Genomic DNA, 17,797 nt, shown 5'->3' on the forward strand with positions numbered 1-17,797 from the left:
TTATAATTTTTTAGTCTACACTCCATTTTATCATTGTTCCGAAAAAAAAGCGACTCTTACTAAAAAATGTTATAGCATTCAAATAAATCACGAAAAAATCTGAGACAATCAATCTCAGATTTCTTAATTTTTACATTGTTGATTTTTTAATCAACTTCACCACTCTCTACGACCAAGTCATCTGCTTTTGCAGCATCACCGTAAACTGGAGCTAATGTCTTGTCATAGTCTTCGTGGAAGAAGTTTTCATCACCCAAAGATTTAATTTCATCATTAATCCAATCAAGAAGCTCAGTATTTCCTTTTTGAACTGCTGGAGCAATGGTATCTGTGTCACCCAAACTTGTAATGCCAACTTCGTAACCTTTATTTTCCAAAGCCCATGCTAAAACTTCTGTATTGTCAGTTGATAGCGCGTCACCTCGACCATCTAACAGTGCTTGATATGCTTCGCTGTACTGATCAAATTTTAAAAGATTTACTTTTGGATAATGTTTTTCAAAGTATGTTTCAGCTGTCGTTCCTTTGCCAACGATCAAAGTTTTTCCTTCTAAAGCATCAACGTCAGAAATTAATTGATTACTTGGCGATACGACACCTAACGCTACTTTCATGTATGGCAAAGCAAAATCAACTTGTTTTGCACGTTCATCAGTCACTGTAAAGTTGGCAAGAATAATATCTACTTTAGCTGATGTCAAATACTCAACACGACTTGCTGGGTCTACTGAAACATATTTAACTTTAACTCCCAAATCTTTTGCTAAACGGTTTGCAAAATAAACATCATATCCTTGGTATTTTCCTTTGTCGTCAACATAACCAAACGGTTTTTTATCTGAGAAAACTCCAATTTTAATGATACCGCTCTTCTTGATTGCATCAAGAGAGCGAGCTTTGGCTGTTGACGTAGCTGAAGATGAATTTTTAGTTGTTGAGGATTTTGAAGTTGAGCATCCTGCAGCAAAAACAATTAATAAAAGACTAACAATCGCTAAAAAACGTTTTACAATTTTCATATATAACTCCTTAAAATTTTATTACCTATTTAACCAACTGTAGAAAAATCAAAGACATTCAAGAAATCACGCGCACGTTGAGTTTTTGGTTGCCTGAAAAATAATCTCGCATCACTTTCTTCTACAATTTGTCCCTTTTCAAGAAAAATCACACGATCTGCTATCGCTTTTGCAAACTGTAGCTCATGCGTCACAATAATCATTGTCCTACCTTCATGTGCAAGTTCCCCAATCAACTCTAAAACTTCTCTAACCATTTCAGGGTCAAGTGACGCTGTAACTTCATCAAATAGAAGCACTTCAGGATGTAAAAGTAAACTTCTCACAATAGCAACCCTTTGCATCTGACCGCCAGATAACTCGTGAGGATAACTCTTTTCTTTTCCTTCTAAACCAACTCGCTTAAGTAGTTTTAATGCCTCGCCCTTCACTTCCTCTACTGACCTTTTTTGAACCTTTACTGGTGCTAATAAAAGATTTTTTAGAACTGTTAAGTGTGGGAAAAGGTCGTAGGATTGAAATACCATGCCAATTTTTTGGCGAACAAGAGGAAGATTTTTAGACTCTTTTAAAATTTCCTTACCTTCAAGTTCAACTCTTCCTGCTTGAATTGGTTCCAAGCCATTGATACAACGAAGTAATGTTGATTTTCCACAACCTGACGGACCTAGAATGACTAAAACTTCACCCTCTTCAACGGAAAACGAAACTTGATTGAGAATCTTTTGCTCGCCATAAGATTTTTCAATATCTTTAAGTTCTAAAATTGTTGCCAAATGATTCACTCCTTCCAACGTTTTTCTAAATAAACTGACAATCTCGAGATTGGAAAACAAACAGCAAAATACATCATAAAGATTAAACCATAAATCCAAATTGCGGTGCTAGTTACAGTCAAACGATTAGCTTCAATAATCTCTTGACCAACTTTTACCACTTCGACAACACCAATCAAAACAATTAATGACGTTGTTTTAATCATTCGTGTCATTAGGTTAACCGCTTGGGGTAATAATTGTCGTAAAATTTGTGGCATAACAACGTAAATGAATAACTGTCGATTGTTTAATCCCAGAGCAAGACCACTTTCAATTTGGTGTTTTGGTAGTGATGTCAACGCTCCGCGAACAAGATCTCCCATCTCAGCTGTTCCCCACATTGAAAAGACAATAAGTGCTGCTACTTCACCAGATAAATTGAGATTAAAAGTTCTAGCTAAACCAAAATAAACAAGAAAGAGCAAGACTAATTGTGGCATGATTCGAATAAATTCTAGATAGATTTGTGAAATAAAGCGAATCACTCTAAAGCGTGAAACCATTATAAAACCAAACAAGAATCCTAAAACCACTGAAATAAGAATGGACACTAGGGAAATATTAATCGTAACTAACAGTCCTTTAAGGAGTCGCAAAAAATTATTTCCCTGAAACAGCACCTGGAGTCCTGAAACCTGCATGATGCAACCTCCTTTCTAGTACCCTTGCTAATAGTGAAATCGGTAAAAGAACAATCAAGTAAGCAACTACCAACATTAACAACGCCTCATCGGTCTCATAATACAGTCCAATCAAATCCTTAGCTACGTACATCAAATCAGCAAGTGCAACGATTGAAAAGACAGACGTCTCTTTGACAAGAAAGATGATATTAGCAACCAACGACGGAAGTGCAACTGCGATTGCTTGAGGAAGGATGACATAAAAAACATTCTGAAGATGTGATAATCCGATGCTCAAACCAACTTCATACTGTCTTTTGGACACTGCTTCCAACCCTGAACGAAATGACTCCGCCATGTAAGAACCACCTAAAAAGATTAGACCAACAATCGCACAAAGCTCCGATGGTAAAACCACTCCAACTTTAGGCAAGCCATAATAGAGAAAATAAAGCTGTATCAAAAGCGGCGTGTTACGAGACAATTCAATATAAATCTGGCAAATTTGACTTAAAATAGCTACATTGTAGTACTTAATCAAACTAATGAAAAAGCCTAAAATAATCGCTCCCAAGATGCCAAATAGAGCCAAACGAATCGTAAGCACCAAAGCTTGTTGATACAAGGGAATATTCTCATAAACAAAGCCCCAATCTAACATAATATCCCTCCAAACGTTATAAAGGTATTATAAAGAATTCTTCTATAGTCGTGTACTCTAAATATTTTATGCTGTGCCATAAATATTTTTTATAGCACAACACTTAAAAAGAAGCTGAAATGTATCAGCCTCCTTTTGTTTAGGTAATTAGTTCAGTTGATAAAACCAGTCATAACATAGTTTTTTACTTCTTCTTTTTCAATAATCTCATAAGAGCCATCTATATTACTGGGTCAATATTTAATTCTGGAATAATTCGTGTCAAGAATTGCTTGGTACGCTCTTCTTTTGGTCGTGTGAAGAATTCTTTCGGGTCACCTTCTTCGATGATATGCCCACCTTCCATAAAAATAACGTGCGTTGCGACATCACGCGCAAAACTCATTTCGTGAGTAACTACCACCATTGTCACACCCTCTTTAGCAAGTTCTTTCATGACATCAAGAACATCACCGATTAATTCTGGATCGAGTGCAGACGTTGGTTCGTCAAAAAGAATAACCTCTGGTTTTACCGCAATAGCACGCGCGATTCCAATACGTTGTTGTTGACCACCTGATAACTGACTTGGATAATAATCTCTTTTATCAAGAAGTCCTACTTTTTTTAGGGCATTTTCAGCAATAGGAATTGCCTTTTCCTTTGGAACTTTTCTGGCAATCACTAAGCCTTCTAAAATATTTTCAAGCGCTGTTTTATTAGCAAATAGATTATAATTTTGAAAAACAAAAGCAGTCTTTTTACGAATCTCTAGCACATCTTTGCGGTTGATTTTAGCTAAATCATAAGTCTTTCCATCCAGTTCTAATTCACCCGAATCAGCATGTTCTAGGTAATTTAATGACCTTAAAAAGGTTGTTTTTCCTGATCCCGATGGTCCCAAAATAACGACAACATCTCCTTGATTAACCGTCAAACTAATACCATCTAAAACTTTCTTATCTCCAAATGATTTTTCAATATTCTTTACTGTTAGCATAAATTTCTCCTCACATTATCCCACCAGTTGGCTTTGTTTTTCCAGAAATTTAAAGATGTACTGAATCACTCCACATATAACAATGTAGATAATGAAAATAACAAAATAAGATTCAAAATAATGATAACCATAAGCCGCCTCCACTTTCGCTATCGCTGTAATATCTTTCACTGTCATCACAAAAACAAGAGAGGTACCTTTGACAAGATTAATCACCAGATTACAGAGATTTGGCAATGCCTGACGAATGGCTTGGGGAAAGACAATTCTCAGATAAGCCTGCTTTGCCGTCAAACCGATCGCAAGAGCTGCCTCTAACTGCCCCTTATTAACCGTCAAAATTGCAGAGCGAATAATTTCTGAAAGACTCCCAGTTGTCATAAGTCCAAAGATAACATAGGCATAATAAATCGGATTTAACTCAAAAATATTGATACCAAGAGCTTTTAAAAATTGGTTTAATAAACTAGGAAATAAACTATAAAAGAATAAAATTAATAAAATAGCTGGCGTTGAGCGAATAAAAGCAAGGTAAATCACTGAAAATGTTGTCACCCCTTTGACCCTGTAAATACGCCCCAAAGCCAAGAAAAGTGCTGGGAAAAAACTCAAAAGAATAGAAACGACCATAATTCCCAACGTCACCGGAATACCAGCGAGAGTTTTCACAAATGTTTCTAAAATATAAGAAAAATCCATAATCTCCTCCTTAACCCTCTCTAGTATCCAAATCATTTTCAATCACATGAGTAACAACAGACAAAATCAGTGCAATAACCCAGTAAATAATGGCAACTGCGGTATAAGTTTCCAAAGAATAATTGCCCATATTGCGCGAAATGATAAGATTGCCTTCACCCATCAAATCCACCAAACCAATCGTATAGGCAAGAGCAATATCTTTTAATAAATTAATCACCGCACTAGTGATGTTAGGAAGAGCAATTCTGAAAGCTTGTGGCAAAAGAATACGCACAAAGGTCTGCAGCTCACTTAATCCAATGCTAAGCCCTGCTTCTAATTGCCCTTTTGGAAGGGCTAAATAAGAAGATTTGAACACTTCAGAAATACTAGCCGCAAAGAGCAAAGTCATTGCTAAAATCACAAATATCGAACGTGACCAGCCATTTACATCAATCCCTAACCACCATTCTAAAAAACGAGGTAAACCATAAAAAACAAGGAAGATAAGAACAATTGGTGGTGTACATCTTAGTATAAAGACATAGCCTCTAGCTAAAATGGAAAAGCCCTGTTCGTCTGATAGTTGTGCATAAGCTAACAAGAAACCTAATAAACTTCCTAACAAAACAGTTAATGCCAAGACCCACAAGGTAAGAGGTAGAGCTGACAAGATATCTGGAATAACTCTTATCACACGAGACGGTTCATAAGAAACCATAGCTACCTCCTAATCTGTTACATAACTAAAGACATCTTCTCCAAAGTATTTTTCTGAAAGTTTAGCGATTGTACCATCTTTTTGCAATTCTTTAATGGCTTTATCGTATTCTTTTGCAAATGCTTTATTAGTATCATTTTTATGAATCAATGGGTAAGTTTCAATTCCCTTATATGGGAACCATGTCAATTGGTCAGCGTATTGATGATAAGCACCATCTTCTTTTTGGACGGCTTCTTCAAATGACAATTTAATTGAGAAGTAAGCATCGTAACGACCTTCAAGAACCCAAGCATAGGCATCAGCAACTGAGAAGCTTTCAGATTCTTTGAGTTCAATCGGGTGTTTAGCTTTTTTGTTGTATTCTTGAATAACATTATACTGTGCGTTTTGTGGTGAGATTGGAACTAATTTACCACCTGCTTTAGCAAAAGAATCAATATCTTTATATTTGTTTTCGTCAGATTTTCGAACGGCAAAGCCAATCACACTAGCTCCGATAGCTTGGTCAGGAATAACAAATTTTTGGGCGCGTTCTTCAGTGTACCAAGCCCCTTTGACTCCGATGTCGTACTTACCAGATTCAAGTCCGATTAACAAATCTTCATCACTTGTCCCAGTGTATTCAAATTTATAATTTTTTAATTTATCATCTACGGCTTTTAAGACCGCAACTTCAAATCCATCACTTTCCCCTTTATCATTAACAAAGTCATAAGGGACATAGTTTTGCGTGTGAGCGACTTGTAAGGTCGTCACTTTATCAGAACTTGATTGTGAACTGTCTGCACTTGCTGATGTCTTACCTGTTAATTGACGTCCCACAACTGTCGCTGCCACAATCGCTAAAACAACTCCACCTGAAATAATCCATTTTTTCTTGCTCATATAACCCACTCCTTTTTTTACCTAAAACTTTTCCCTAATTCCTAAAAACTTTTAAAATCCGACAGCTTCTTTAAGGACCACTTCATCGTAAGTAGCAACAGCTTCTTTCACCCAAGCAATGCGCTCTGATGCAATGTCACTTGGTACCGTGCAATCAGCTCCGATAACCACGCCTTGATGTCCAGTTTCATTAAGCAATTCTCTGACTCTTGCTTGAATGGCTTCTTTACTACCTTTATACAAAAGACCCGACTCTGTATTGTTAAAACCACCAAGAACAGTTTTGCCACCAAATAGCTGACGCCCTTTTGCTAGACTAACACCTTCCAATTCAACCGCCCAGTTAATGACATCTGCTGGATAATCTGTATAGTAAGAAATATCATTGGTTGCTCCTTCATAACCGCAGATATGAAGAATATTTGTTCCACCTGCTGAAATAGCACGATGCAAAATGTGGAGTTCACTCGGTTTAATCACATGATCATATTCGTCATGACTCAAACGTGAATCTTGCAAATTCTGAACACTGAGATAAATGCCATCAACCCCAGCTTCTTCAATTAAGCGTTTTGTCAGAAGTCCAATATCAAAAGCAATCACATCCAAAACTTGTTTTGTCAATTCAGCATCTTCTTTGATGAAATCTTCAATAACGTGATCACCGTTACCACCTTTACCAGCCAAATGCCATTTAAGATAAGTCGCTGGAGCAAAGATATTATAAAAAGAAGCAATGTCTTCAGGAAAATCCTCACGAATCTTTTTAGCCAGTTCAACTTGTTTATTAATCCAAGGATGATTTTTGCCAATAGACTTAATCCCCTCAAGGTCTCTAATTGAGGTAATCCCTTCACGAATGAAATCATTTGGATAAGTGAAGAAACCATCGCTCATGATTTTTACAAAATCAGGATTGACGTCTGAAATAAATTTTTGGTGTCCTGCAATGTTTTTATTAAAGATAACAGGATTGAAACCATCGCTTCGTTCATCATCAGTTGTGAAATGATACCAAAATCCGACTGGAACCTTGTCAACTGTTTCATTTTTAAATGCTTTTAAAACCCATTCTCTCTTTGTTGTCATAAGCGTAATCTCCTTTTCATTTGGTATGGCAATTATACTATCACGCTTTAGAAGTCTTGAAAAATCTATTTTATTTATGCTCAGCCATAAAAATGAGTTATGATACCAAAAAGTAAAAAAAGAAGGCTGAGAAACTTTTCTCAGCTTTCTTTTTACTCATAAGGTAAATGTGTCAAACTCTTTAGACTATTAATGCGAATAATGTCTTCCTTTCGAATTTGAGATGATTCTTTATTAGTTTGATAGGCTTTGAAGGAAGAAAATTTTAAAAAAATAAGAAGAGATATGACAAGAATAATTGTAACAGCAATTGAGCTATTTCTTAAGTGCTTTTCTGTTAAGAGCATTGACACCTCACCTCCGAGTAGCTTTCTAAGCTTATTGTAACAGCTTATGCTACTTTAGAAAAATCTATTCTTTTTATCGCTAGCCATAAAATCAAGTAATGATTAAGGTCATTTATCACCCGCTATAGGATTTTTTTATCAAGGCTTTAGATATTCTTATCAGAATTTTGCTGATTTTTTAATCTTTTTAAACTATAATAAGTAACAATTATTACAAGAAGGGATGATGTTTTATGAATTTCCAACAATGTCGTTATGTCGAAGTCGTCGCTCGTGTAGGCTCATTTAGCCAAGCTGCTAAGGAATTATACATGACTCAGCCCAACTTGTCTTGCTCCATCAAAGATTTAGAAAATGAATTAGGTGTTCAACTCTTCACGCGCTCTAATACAGGAGCTCGTTTAACTGAAGACGGTCATGATTTTTTGAAATATGCTAAGCGCATTATCGGCGAATTGGATTTGTTACAGCAACGCTATCATGATGAATTCAAAAAAAGTTTTACAGTTGCCTCACACCACTATGATTTTCTCTCGATTCCTCTTGCCAAAGTGGCGCAAGAATTCAAGCAGGATTATCAGGAATTTCAAACCATTGAAACGACCACTAAAAAAATCTTAGACAGCGTCGCTTCTTTTGAAGCTGACCTTGGGATTATTTACCTAGATGATGAGAATGAACATATTTTAACATCAGCTTTGCAATATCATGATTTGGAATTTACCTCGCTTGGCGAATTTCCAACGCGTGTCTTTTTACGCCGTGACCATCCATTGGCTCACAAATCTGTCATTTCAGAAACAGACTTAAAAGGCTATAATCAAATACGCTTTCGTCAAGAACAGTCTGGACTGAATTTTGATGAAGATGCTCTTGATATTCATGACCAACAACGCATTCTCTACAGCAATGACCGTGGAACTGTCATGAATTTACTCTGTGCAACAGACGCTTACGCTTCAGGTCTTGGCATTGTTAATAGTTTTGTCAAAGACCAGATTGTTCTCATACCTTTGCAAAATAGTCCTAAACACACACTAGGTTATGTGACCAATCGTAAGAAAAAACTCTCTGAGATCGGAGCAAGTTTCATCAATGAAATCAAACTCAGCTTAGAAGAATTCTCAGACAAGAGTCAACTTTTCTAGTTCAAGTCATATCTTTTAAGCTTGTAAGTCTTTTATGCTAGAATAAAGAAAAAAAGGAGGACGCTTATGGAATTTAAAACCTTAAACAACGGTGTTCAAATCCCTAAACTCGGCTTTGGTGTTTGGCAAATGTTTGACCAAGATGAATGCCAAAAAGCCGTGGAAAACGCTCTTGAAGTAGGCTATCGCCTGATTGACACAGCTGCGCTCTATCGTAATGAAGAGGCTGTCGGAAGTGCCATTAAAGCTTCAGGTATCAAACGAGAAGAGATTTTCATCACTACAAAAGCTTGGATTAATCAGCTTGGCTATGACGAAACCAAAAAAGCTTTTGAAGAAAGCCTTAAAAAACTCGGTACTGATTACCTTGACCTCTATCTCATTCACCAACCATATGGGGATACACACGGTGCCTGGCGTGCCATGGCTGACCTTTATAAAGAAGGTCGCATTCGAGCAATTGGTGTTTCCAATTTCTCAACTGGACGTATTGCTGATTTTGCCTTAAATACTGAAATTGTTCCAGCCCTCAACCAGATTGAGCTTCATCCTTACAAACAACAAAACTTACTTCGCAAGGCTAATGCAGAATTTGGCATAACAACACAAGCGTGGAGTCCATTTAACCAAGGAAAAGATGACATCTTCAACGACGTTACCCTAAACAGCATTGCTGAAAAATATGGTAAAACCGTTGCTCAAGTCATTCTTCGCTGGCAACTTCAAAATGATATTTTGACCATTCCAAAATCTGTTCACCTAGATCGTATCAGACAAAACTTCAAAGTTTTTGATTTTGAACTCAGCCAAAATGACCTTGATACCATCGCAAAACTCGACCGTTTCCCAAACAACTACGGACCAAATGAAAGCATCGAACAAGTCAAACGCCTATCAGGTTATAAAGCATAAAAAATTAAGGCAGCAAGATTGCTGCCTTTTTTGTTTGTCATTATTTACAAACTAACCACAAATGTGATGGTATCGTCTTTATAATTTACAGAGATATTGCCCTTGAAAAGTTTGACCATAGTTTGTGCCATTGATAAACCAATGCCATAACCCGAAGTCTTGTTATTGTGCGACTCATCTTCTCGGTAAAATCGCTCAAAGAATTTCGTATAATCAACGTCTTTTCCTTTGGTGTAAGTATTAGAGATTTCAAGTTTGGCTTTTGACAATCTGTTCTTGCTTAGGGTCACCGAAACCTTGCCAGCTGGGTCACAATATTTATTGGCATTATCAACCAAAAGCGTAACAAGTTCAAACAACGATTTTTCTTCAGCCTTAACATGAATATTTGGCTGAATGTCCATGACAAATTCTTTGCCATCCTTGATAACTGGTCCTTTAAAGTCTTCGGCAGCATCTCTAGCAATGTCTGAAAAATTCACATTAGTAAGGACCAACTCAGGCTGTTCTTCCAAGCGTGCCATGGCAACTAAGCTATTAATCAAACCAGTCATTCGTTCCACTTGATCATTAGTGCTTTTAGTCCACTCTGACTCACCATTCATCAACTCAACCAGTTCATTGTTAGCTGAAATGATAGCAAGAGGCGTCTTCAATTCATGCCCTGCATTGGTGATAAAACGACGTTGCCGCTCATAATTGCGAATAAATGGCTTAATCACCTTGCCAGACACAATCGAAATCACCAAGACAAAGAAAATAAAACTAATCCCTGACATCCAAATCGACAAATGCACCAGAGTCATATTATCTCTAAATTGATTAGTCGAATCTAGTACCACGATTAAATCGCTACGACGACTAGTCTCAGACACCATGTAAGAATAAGTGTGGTGGTGATAAGAAAAATCCCCTCTCGTATCCTTAGAATGATTGATTCTTTCCAAAAATTCTTTGACTTCTTGGTCCGTCAAATCAGAAATATTACTAGAATTTAAGGAGATGATATTGCCGTCGTGGTCCATTTTAGCACTAAAATAACGGTATTGAAAAAGAGTGTCTACTGATACAGTGTCACCAAGCTCACTTGTTGTCTTTGAAATGCTAGGAAAACTTCCACCATTATCAGAAAGGAGAGTCAAAATTTTATTAATCTCATCAACAGTTTGAACATGGCGAGCTGAATTCAAAACCCCAACAACAGAAAACAGCACAATTAGAATCGCTAAAGAGGCAATAGCAATAAAACGTAGACGAAGTTTACGAAACATAGCGCCACCTATAATTCTTTCAATTCATAATCACCCATGTCTTCTCCTTCAATCACAAGATTGGCTCCAACAGATTGAAGTTTTTGGCGAAGATAGGAAACGTAAATAAAAACATAACCTTCATCAATATCAGGATCGTCTTTATCATTTGCCCAGACGTGATTGAAAAGCTGCTCCGTTGAGAGTTTCTTGCCAGGATTTAACATAAAAAACTCAAGCATCTTAGCTTCTTTTCCTGCTAAGCGAATGGTATTTTGACTAGCTAGTTCTTGCTCACCAACATTTAGAGTAACGCTTCCCAGTTTTAAAATATTCGATGTAAAGTTGGTATCCACTCGACGTGACATCGAGCGAAGGCGCGCAAGCAATTCTTTTAGCGAAAATGGTTTAGTAAGATAATCATCCGCTCCTGCATCAAGCCCTGTCACACGGTCATCAATTTCAGCCATAGCTGTTAGCATAATGATGTGAGCTTGATTACCAGTTTGACGGATTTCTTGCACAGCCTGAATCCCTGTTTTTCTTGGCATCATAATGTCCATGACCATAACATCGTAGGCATTTTCCTTAGCTTTATCAATCGCTGCTTGCCCATCAAAAACCGAATCAACTTCATAGCCTTCATGCGTAAGAGCGGTTGTCAACACACGGTTCATCTGAACTTCGTCTTCTGCTATAAGTACTCTCATAATTAGTCGTCTCCTTCAACCTGAGAACTTTCCTGAATCAAATTGCTAATGGTTTGCATAGTCAAATCGCAGGAAGCCAATTCATCAGCACAGCGTTTTAACTCACGCACAATACGTTTTGGGTCTTTGATGTCATGCTTGTATTTCATCTGATGTTCCAAACTCGCCCAGGAATCCATGGCAATGGTGCGAAGCTGAACCTCGATAAAGTATGAGCCCTGCTCATTTCCAAGACAATCTGGATAAGGGGTTTCAACCTCAACAATCATGTGATAAGAGCGATAACCATTTGGTTTGGCATGTTTAATGTAATCTTTTTCCTCAATCACGTGACAATTATCAAAAGAATGAATCACATCTACCAAACGGTAAATATCATCAACAAAGCCACAAACAATACGTAAACCGATACTGTCACGAATTTGTCGTAGAGCTGACTCCGTTGAGACTTCAAAACCTTTTCGTTGACATTTTTCAACCATGCTTTCTTGTGTCTTAATTCGTGATATAAAATGCTCAAATAACTTATAACCTGTCTCTTTCTTGGTCAGGTCATTTTTTTCTTGAATACGCTGGCTAAAGTCTTCTAAAATCAAAGGAAGATAAACAGCGTATTTTCCATAAATCGTTTCTGTCATATCTTTTCCTAACTGTATGTTACTGTCATTATAGCAAATTATCTTAAAATAAGGATAAATCAAACTTCCTATCAAAAAAGAGACCATTAGGTCTCTTTTTTTAGGCTACTTCAAATTGTGAATTGTAAAGGTCAGCATAGAAGCCACCTTCTGTCATCAATTCATCATGACTACCTTGTTCAATGATGTTACCATCTTTCATGACAAGGATTAAATCAGCATTCTTGATCGTTGATAAACGGTGGGCAATCACAAATGATGTGCGACCTTCCATCAATTTATCCATGGCTTTTTGAATCAACTCTTCTGTACGTGTATCGACTGATGATGTTGCTTCATCTAGAATAAGAAGCGGAGCATCTTTCAAGAGGGCACGCGCAATGGTCAAGAGTTGTTTTTGACCGATTGAAAGAGTAACAGAATCATCAAGATAGGTGTCATAGCCATCAGGAAGCGTCATGATAAAGTGGTGAACACCAACTGCTTTAGCTGCTGCCACTACTTGGTCATCAGTGATATTTTCTTGGTTGTAAATCAAGTTTTCTTTGATTGTTCCTTCAAAGAGCCAAGTGTCCTGAAGCACCATTGAGAATTGGTCATGGACTTCTTCTCGTGACATCAAACGTGTGTCAACACCATCGATAGCAATTTGACCTTTATCAATTTCATAGAATTTCATAAGAAGGTTAACAATAGTTGTCTTACCAGCACCTGTTGGACCAACGATAGCAACCTTTTGACCAGGTTTTGCAACTGCAGAGAAATCATGGATAATGGTTTTATCTTTAGAATAACCAAAGAAGACATTATCAAATGTAACTTCACCTTTAACATCTGTCAATTGGCGTTCTTTATCAGAATCGTCTTCCATTTCATCTTCTTCAAGGAATTCAAAGACACGACTCATGGCAGCTGTAGCTGATTGCATTTGTGTGAAGGCTTGGGCAATTTGTGATAATGGTTGTGAGAAAATACGCACGTAAGTCATAAAGGCAACCACATCACCCATGGTAATATCGCCATTAATCACCTTAACTGCACCAACCACACAGACCATAACATAACCAAAGTTACCAATGAAAATCATGAGCGGCATCATAATACCTGATAAGAATTGTGATTGCCACATTGATTTGTAAAGATTTGTGTTAAGTGTTTTAAATGCTTGACTAGTTTCTTCAGATGCGTTGTAGCTTGTTACCACATTATGACCAGAATAAATTTCTTCAACATAACCGTTAACAGCTGCCAAGTTATTTTGTTGGCGTTTGAACAAGGGTTGAGATGACCCCATAATCACAACAACTAGCAAGAAACCGATAAAGACTGACCCAATTGCTGTTAGCGCCATGCTGACATTTGAATGGAACATCATGAAAATCGAACCAATCAAAAGCACTACTGAAGTGACCAATGTTCCCAAACTTTGGTTAAGAGATTGACCAAGTAAATCCACGTCATTTGTTACACGAGAAAGGGTATCCCCTTGTGAATGACTGTCAAAATAATTTAGCGGCACACGGTCAATTTTAACTTGGATAGCTGCACGCAAACGTTGAGAGAAACGTTGAACAATGGTAGCTACTGTAAAGTTTTGAATGTAACCAACAACTGCAGAAATCACATATAAAATGGCAAGGGTTAAAGCAATTTGTCCAACCTTATCTAGGTTAACACCAGGGATAGTCCCCATTTTAGTTGGTGTCAAGCCTTTCATAATGGTATTTGTAATTTCTTTTAATTTATCAGGACCGATAACAGTAACAGTCGCTGAGATTATGGCTCCAATTACCGCAAGGATAAATGGAAATTGGAAACCTTTAATGTATGGCTTCATTCTGCCATAGAAGGATACTTTTTTCTTATTTTCCATTTTCTAATTCCTCCTTAGATAATTGTGAGTAGGCAATTTCACGATAAACTTCATTATTTGCAAGCAATTCTTCGTGAGTACCTTGACCAACTACTTTTCCTTCATCCAAGACTAAGATTTGATCGGCATCCATGATTGTTGAAATACGTTGGGCAACAATCAACTTAGTCATGTCAGCTGTACGTTCTTTCAATTGAGAACGAAGGATTCGGTCAGTCTTATAATCAAGCGCTGAGAATGAATCATCAAAGATGATAATTTCAGGTTTACGGGCAAGTGCACGCGCAATTGCCAAACGTTGTTTTTGACCACCTGAGAAGTTTTGACCACCTTGAGAGACTTGGGCTTTCAATTGACCTTCTTTACTTTCAACGAAGTCTTTACCTTGTGCCAAATCAAGTGCTTCCCACATCTTGTCATCATCAAGCGGTGAACTATTGCTGTCACCCATGTCCATATTTGAAGCAATGTCTCCACTAAAGAGCACAGCTTTTTGCGGAATGTAACCAATAATCTTGTGAAGGGTGTCATGATCGTAATCACGAACGTCAACACCGTCAACTTTGATTGTTCCTTCACTTGCATCATAAAAACGAGGAATCAAGTTTACCAATGTTGATTTACCTGAACCAGTTGATCCGATAAAGGCAACCGTATCACCTGCTTTAGCTTTAAAGGAAACATGTTCCAAAACAGCTTCCGAATGATCGCTATATCGGAAAGACACATCATCAAATTCTACAGAACCTTTTTCGACCGGCTGAACTTTACTTTCTTCAGGATAAATAACAGATGGTTTTGTATCTAAAACTTCATTGATACGACCAGCAGCAACAACTGCACGGGGAAGAATGAAGAAGACAATAATCATCATCATAAATCCAATGACCACCTGCATGGCATATGATGAATAAACCACCATATCTGAGAAGATATTAACTTTATCTTGCATAGCACCAGCGATTTTAGTTGGATCTTTTGGAATAGCAATATCCTCAATCAAGAAGGCACCGATCCAATAAATGGCCAAAGTCATCCCGCTTGAAATACTTGTCATAACTGGCGACATCAAAGCCATTGAACGGTTGATAAAGAGGTTAAAGTTTGTCACGTTATCATTAGCTTTAGCAAATTTACCATCTTGATAACTTTCAGCATTGTAAGCACGAACAACACGAATACCTGTCAATGACTCACGTGTAATACTGTTCAATTTATCTGTTAATTTTTGAATCATGCGTTGTTTTGGCATTACCATCATCAACAAGAAAATCAACATCAAAATCATGACAGCCACTGCTACAACCAGCACCATCAACCACTCATGGTTTTTATCAGCAATCTTCGTGATTGCCCAGATTGCCATAATGGGTCCTTTGGTAATAACTTGAAGTCCCATGGTAAAGACCAACTGAATTTGAGTAATGTCATTTGTTGTACGTGTCAAAAGACTTGGAATTGAAAATTTCTTGATTTCCGCATCCGAAAAGTCCAAAACACTATGGAAAATATCATCACGCAAACGCGTACTGAAACTTGCTGCGATGCGTGCGGCTAAGAATCCGACAACTACAGAGGCTGCAAAACTTCCTAAAGAAAGCAAGACCATACGCATACCTGGGGCATCTAGATTCCAAGCAAAAATATCTTTTGCTTTTGTTCCTTGAGTTGAGAGCAAGGATGTGATGTCAGACATGTAATCTGGAATTTTCAAATCCAAGAAAACATTCAAACACACAAATAAGACGGCAATAATCATCATGATGATTTCTTTTGCCGTTAAACGTTTAAAAATTTTTAACATGCGTTACTCCTTGTTTTCTAAGTTTTTCAAAATGCGATCAAAGACACGACCAGAAATTTCTAGTTCTTCACGGCTAATACCATCAAAAATTTGTTTATGAATAGCAGTATGAAAAGCATCGATGTCTTTGGATTTTGCTTTGCCCAGCTCAGTCAAGACGACACGCTTATAACGCTTATCAACCTCTGACGGAACCACCTCAATAAAGCCATTCTTCTCCATTCGCTTAATCAAATTACTGGTCACAGATTTTGAAATCTTAAGCTTACGCTCAATGTCCTTGATGAAAACTTCCTTGTCTTCATTTTCACGTAAATAAAGAACTGCAAAACCCTGCGGACCAGCGAGATTTTCAACACCATGCTGCTCACCGAGCTCATGTACCCGATTCTCCATCAAATTAATAAAGTATCTAAATTGTGAAAACGGATCTTTGTCTCGCATTTTTTCCTCACTTTCTGAAATTTTTCAAGATTTATTCTTGTAAAATACATTGTAGTTCTTATGAGAACTAATGTCAAGAAAAAAGTTCTCATGGTAATTATTTTTTAACCAGTAAAAAAAGAAAAGCTGCACTAACAACTTTTCTAGATGATAATACCTTCTAAGTGGTCTAGTTCATGCTGACAGATTTGTGCTGCTAAACCAGTTAATGTTAAGCTTTGTTTATTCCAATTCTTGTCCATAAAAGTAACATCGATTTTTTGGTAACGTCGTGTTGGACGAGACCCTAAAAGTGATAGACAAGACTCTTCAGTGTCAAAAGGAAGAGATTTGTTCGTCAGAACTGGATTAAACATCACCAAATCTGCCAAGCCCATATTGACAATAATCACGCGTTTTTTAACACCAATCATATTCGCTGCCATTCCAATGCAATTAGCACGATTCGCATTTAAGGTATCCTGCAAATCTTGGGCTAGATACAAATCCTCTTTTGTAGCTTCTTGCGATTTTTGCGCCAAGAAAAAGGTATCTTTTACAATTTCTTTAATCATGATTTCTCCAAAAATAATTCCATAATGTCAAAATCGATAGACTTGCCATCAATTTCCATAAAGCCTTCAAAGGTTCCAATCCTACGAAAACCTAAACTTTCATAGAGGTGAATAGCTCCCTTATTATCCGTACGAACCTCAAGTGAGAGAATTTTAAGACCTGATTGTCGACTAAGATCGATTAAGCGTGTTAAGAGTTTACGCCCAATGCCTTTATTCCAATAGGCTTTTTTAACTGCAATTCCAATTTCTGCACGGTGTGACAAACGTTTTTTTCGAAAACTTCTACAATTACAACTTCCAACAATTTGACCGTTTTCTTCTGCTAATAAAAAATATGACATCTTGTCATTTTGAAATTTTGCTAAGATTTTCTCTTCCTCAGCAACAGAAAGTCCCATCCCTTCACTGCCATAAGAAAGATTATCTGTCTCTGAACCAACCTGATTACAAAATTCAAGCAGATTTTTAGCATCTTTAACAGTTACTTCTCTCACTTCAATCATAAGAAGACCTCTCTTTCGATAGAAATATTATAGCAAATTTTTCAAGCAACCAAAAGAGCCCACCTAGGTGAGCTCGATTCGGTTATTTGATATTAGAGAATTAATTTAAGACAAAATGGCTTGTTGAATCCG

General features: G+C 37.1%; 19 protein-coding genes. 2 read left to right on the top strand and 17 right to left on the bottom strand.

The window, feature by feature from the left end; translation table 11 throughout:
* Positions 1-146: 146 nt before the first annotated feature.
* The 9 genes from GPZ88_RS09705 to GPZ88_RS09745 all read right to left on the bottom strand — a co-directional run bounded on the left by GPZ88_RS09705 (position 147) and on the right by GPZ88_RS09745 (position 7,479).
* Positions 147-1,019: a cysteine ABC transporter substrate-binding protein gene (locus tag GPZ88_RS09705; protein WP_158914009.1), complete on the bottom strand. Its 873-nt coding sequence runs from the start codon at positions 1,017-1,019 to the stop codon at positions 147-149.
* Positions 1,020-1,048: 29 nt separating this feature from the next.
* Positions 1,049-1,795, bottom strand: a complete 747-nt coding sequence (locus tag GPZ88_RS09710) for an amino acid ABC transporter ATP-binding protein (protein ID WP_275938818.1) — start codon at positions 1,793-1,795, stop codon at positions 1,049-1,051.
* Between the two features lie 5 nt (positions 1,796-1,800).
* Positions 1,801-2,478, bottom strand: a complete 678-nt coding sequence (locus GPZ88_RS09715; protein ID WP_158914011.1) for an amino acid ABC transporter permease — start codon at positions 2,476-2,478, stop codon at positions 1,801-1,803.
* Positions 2,438-3,121 carry an amino acid ABC transporter permease gene (locus GPZ88_RS09720; RefSeq protein WP_033152775.1) on the bottom strand — a complete coding sequence of 228 codons (684 nt, stop codon included), beginning with the start codon at positions 3,119-3,121 and terminating at the stop codon, positions 2,438-2,440. Before GPZ88_RS09720 ends, GPZ88_RS09715 begins: the two co-directional genes overlap by 41 nt.
* A gap of 220 nt (positions 3,122-3,341) precedes the next feature.
* Positions 3,342-4,100: an amino acid ABC transporter ATP-binding protein gene (locus GPZ88_RS09725; RefSeq protein ID WP_074563865.1), complete on the bottom strand. Its 759-nt coding sequence runs from the start codon at positions 4,098-4,100 to the stop codon at positions 3,342-3,344.
* Between the two features lie 15 nt (positions 4,101-4,115).
* On the bottom strand, positions 4,116-4,799 hold the full coding sequence (locus GPZ88_RS09730; RefSeq protein WP_039696768.1) for an amino acid ABC transporter permease: 684 nt from the start codon (positions 4,797-4,799) through the stop codon (positions 4,116-4,118).
* A gap of 10 nt (positions 4,800-4,809) precedes the next feature.
* Positions 4,810-5,502, bottom strand: a complete 693-nt coding sequence (locus GPZ88_RS09735) for an amino acid ABC transporter permease (RefSeq protein ID WP_166044296.1) — start codon at positions 5,500-5,502, stop codon at positions 4,810-4,812.
* Between the two features lie 9 nt (positions 5,503-5,511).
* On the bottom strand, positions 5,512-6,390 hold the full coding sequence (locus tag GPZ88_RS09740; protein WP_074626697.1) for a transporter substrate-binding domain-containing protein: 879 nt from the start codon (positions 6,388-6,390) through the stop codon (positions 5,512-5,514).
* Between the two features lie 51 nt (positions 6,391-6,441).
* Entirely contained in the window at positions 6,442-7,479 is a 1,038-nt protein-coding gene (locus GPZ88_RS09745; protein ID WP_166044298.1) for a uroporphyrinogen decarboxylase family protein, read from the bottom strand.
* 580 nt (positions 7,480-8,059) lie between these two features.
* On the opposite strand from GPZ88_RS09745, the gene GPZ88_RS09750 reads away from it, so the two are divergent.
* Positions 8,060-8,974 (top strand): LysR family transcriptional regulator, encoded by a 915-nt coding sequence (locus GPZ88_RS09750; protein ID WP_074626696.1) that lies wholly within the window; start codon positions 8,060-8,062, stop codon positions 8,972-8,974.
* Positions 8,975-9,040: 66 nt separating this feature from the next.
* Positions 9,041-9,886 (top strand): aldo/keto reductase, encoded by an 846-nt coding sequence (locus GPZ88_RS09755; RefSeq protein WP_074626695.1) that lies wholly within the window; start codon positions 9,041-9,043, stop codon positions 9,884-9,886.
* A gap of 44 nt (positions 9,887-9,930) precedes the next feature.
* Here GPZ88_RS09755 and GPZ88_RS09760 read toward each other — a convergent pair whose 3' ends face one another.
* The 8 genes from GPZ88_RS09760 to GPZ88_RS09795 all read right to left on the bottom strand — a co-directional run bounded on the left by GPZ88_RS09760 (position 9,931) and on the right by GPZ88_RS09795 (position 17,665).
* Complete coding sequence (locus GPZ88_RS09760; protein ID WP_166044300.1) at positions 9,931-11,157, bottom strand: sensor histidine kinase; 1,227 nt, start codon at positions 11,155-11,157, stop codon at positions 9,931-9,933.
* A gap of 8 nt (positions 11,158-11,165) precedes the next feature.
* Entirely contained in the window at positions 11,166-11,846 is a 681-nt protein-coding gene (locus GPZ88_RS09765; protein ID WP_166044302.1) for a response regulator transcription factor, read from the bottom strand.
* Positions 11,847-11,848: 2 nt separating this feature from the next.
* Positions 11,849-12,484, bottom strand: coding sequence for a GTP pyrophosphokinase (locus tag GPZ88_RS09770; protein WP_166044304.1), 636 nt, complete (start codon positions 12,482-12,484; stop codon positions 11,849-11,851).
* Between the two features lie 100 nt (positions 12,485-12,584).
* Positions 12,585-14,357, bottom strand: coding sequence for an ABC transporter ATP-binding protein (locus GPZ88_RS09775; RefSeq protein ID WP_166044306.1), 1,773 nt, complete (start codon positions 14,355-14,357; stop codon positions 12,585-12,587).
* Positions 14,347-16,161: an ABC transporter ATP-binding protein gene (locus GPZ88_RS09780; RefSeq protein ID WP_166044308.1), complete on the bottom strand. Its 1,815-nt coding sequence runs from the start codon at positions 16,159-16,161 to the stop codon at positions 14,347-14,349. Before GPZ88_RS09780 ends, GPZ88_RS09775 begins: the two co-directional genes overlap by 11 nt.
* Before the next feature lie 3 nt (positions 16,162-16,164).
* A complete protein-coding gene (locus GPZ88_RS09785) occupies positions 16,165-16,605 on the bottom strand; it encodes a MarR family winged helix-turn-helix transcriptional regulator (RefSeq protein ID WP_006531250.1) in 441 nt (146 codons plus the stop codon).
* A 143-nt stretch (positions 16,606-16,748) separates the two neighbouring features.
* Complete coding sequence (locus GPZ88_RS09790) at positions 16,749-17,159, bottom strand: peptide deformylase (protein WP_166044310.1); 411 nt, start codon at positions 17,157-17,159, stop codon at positions 16,749-16,751.
* Entirely contained in the window at positions 17,156-17,665 is a 510-nt protein-coding gene (locus tag GPZ88_RS09795; protein ID WP_093814675.1) for a GNAT family N-acetyltransferase, read from the bottom strand. Before GPZ88_RS09795 ends, GPZ88_RS09790 begins: the two co-directional genes overlap by 4 nt.
* Between the last annotated feature and the right edge of the window lie 132 nt (positions 17,666-17,797).

It is taken from the genome of Streptococcus ruminicola (assembly GCF_011387195.1).
In the GTDB taxonomy this organism is placed as follows: domain Bacteria; phylum Bacillota; class Bacilli; order Lactobacillales; family Streptococcaceae; genus Streptococcus; species Streptococcus ruminicola.

What these genes read in the sequence shown, in the direction of transcription:
- GPZ88_RS09760 (WP_166044300.1), bottom strand. Translation starts at nt 11,157, where the DNA reads ATGTTTCGTAAACTTCGTCTACGTTTTATTGCTATTGCCTCTTTAGCG.
- GPZ88_RS09770 (WP_166044304.1), bottom strand. Translation starts at nt 12,484, where the DNA reads ATGACAGAAACGATTTATGGAAAATACGCTGTTTATCTTCCTTTGATT.
- GPZ88_RS09715 (WP_158914011.1), bottom strand. Translation starts at nt 2,478, where the DNA reads ATGCAGGTTTCAGGACTCCAGGTGCTGTTTCAGGGAAATAATTTTTTG.
- GPZ88_RS09745 (WP_166044298.1), bottom strand. Translation starts at nt 7,479, where the DNA reads ATGACAACAAAGAGAGAATGGGTTTTAAAAGCATTTAAAAATGAAACA.
- GPZ88_RS09780 (WP_166044308.1), bottom strand. Translation starts at nt 16,161, where the DNA reads ATGTTAAAAATTTTTAAACGTTTAACGGCAAAAGAAATCATCATGATG.
- GPZ88_RS09735 (WP_166044296.1), bottom strand. Translation starts at nt 5,502, where the DNA reads ATGGTTTCTTATGAACCGTCTCGTGTGATAAGAGTTATTCCAGATATC.
- GPZ88_RS09765 (WP_166044302.1), bottom strand. Translation starts at nt 11,846, where the DNA reads ATGAGAGTACTTATAGCAGAAGACGAAGTTCAGATGAACCGTGTGTTG.
- GPZ88_RS09755 (WP_074626695.1), top strand. Translation starts at nt 9,041, where the DNA reads ATGGAATTTAAAACCTTAAACAACGGTGTTCAAATCCCTAAACTCGGC.
- GPZ88_RS09730 (WP_039696768.1), bottom strand. Translation starts at nt 4,799, where the DNA reads ATGGATTTTTCTTATATTTTAGAAACATTTGTGAAAACTCTCGCTGGT.
- GPZ88_RS09795 (WP_093814675.1), bottom strand. Translation starts at nt 17,665, where the DNA reads ATGATTGAAGTGAGAGAAGTAACTGTTAAAGATGCTAAAAATCTGCTT.
- GPZ88_RS09740 (WP_074626697.1), bottom strand. Translation starts at nt 6,390, where the DNA reads ATGAGCAAGAAAAAATGGATTATTTCAGGTGGAGTTGTTTTAGCGATT.
- GPZ88_RS09790 (WP_166044310.1), bottom strand. Translation starts at nt 17,159, where the DNA reads ATGATTAAAGAAATTGTAAAAGATACCTTTTTCTTGGCGCAAAAATCG.
- GPZ88_RS09725 (WP_074563865.1), bottom strand. Translation starts at nt 4,100, where the DNA reads ATGCTAACAGTAAAGAATATTGAAAAATCATTTGGAGATAAGAAAGTT.
- GPZ88_RS09775 (WP_166044306.1), bottom strand. Translation starts at nt 14,357, where the DNA reads ATGGAAAATAAGAAAAAAGTATCCTTCTATGGCAGAATGAAGCCATAC.
- GPZ88_RS09750 (WP_074626696.1), top strand. Translation starts at nt 8,060, where the DNA reads ATGAATTTCCAACAATGTCGTTATGTCGAAGTCGTCGCTCGTGTAGGC.
- GPZ88_RS09720 (WP_033152775.1), bottom strand. Translation starts at nt 3,121, where the DNA reads ATGTTAGATTGGGGCTTTGTTTATGAGAATATTCCCTTGTATCAACAA.
- GPZ88_RS09705 (WP_158914009.1), bottom strand. Translation starts at nt 1,019, where the DNA reads ATGAAAATTGTAAAACGTTTTTTAGCGATTGTTAGTCTTTTATTAATT.
- GPZ88_RS09785 (WP_006531250.1), bottom strand. Translation starts at nt 16,605, where the DNA reads ATGCGAGACAAAGATCCGTTTTCACAATTTAGATACTTTATTAATTTG.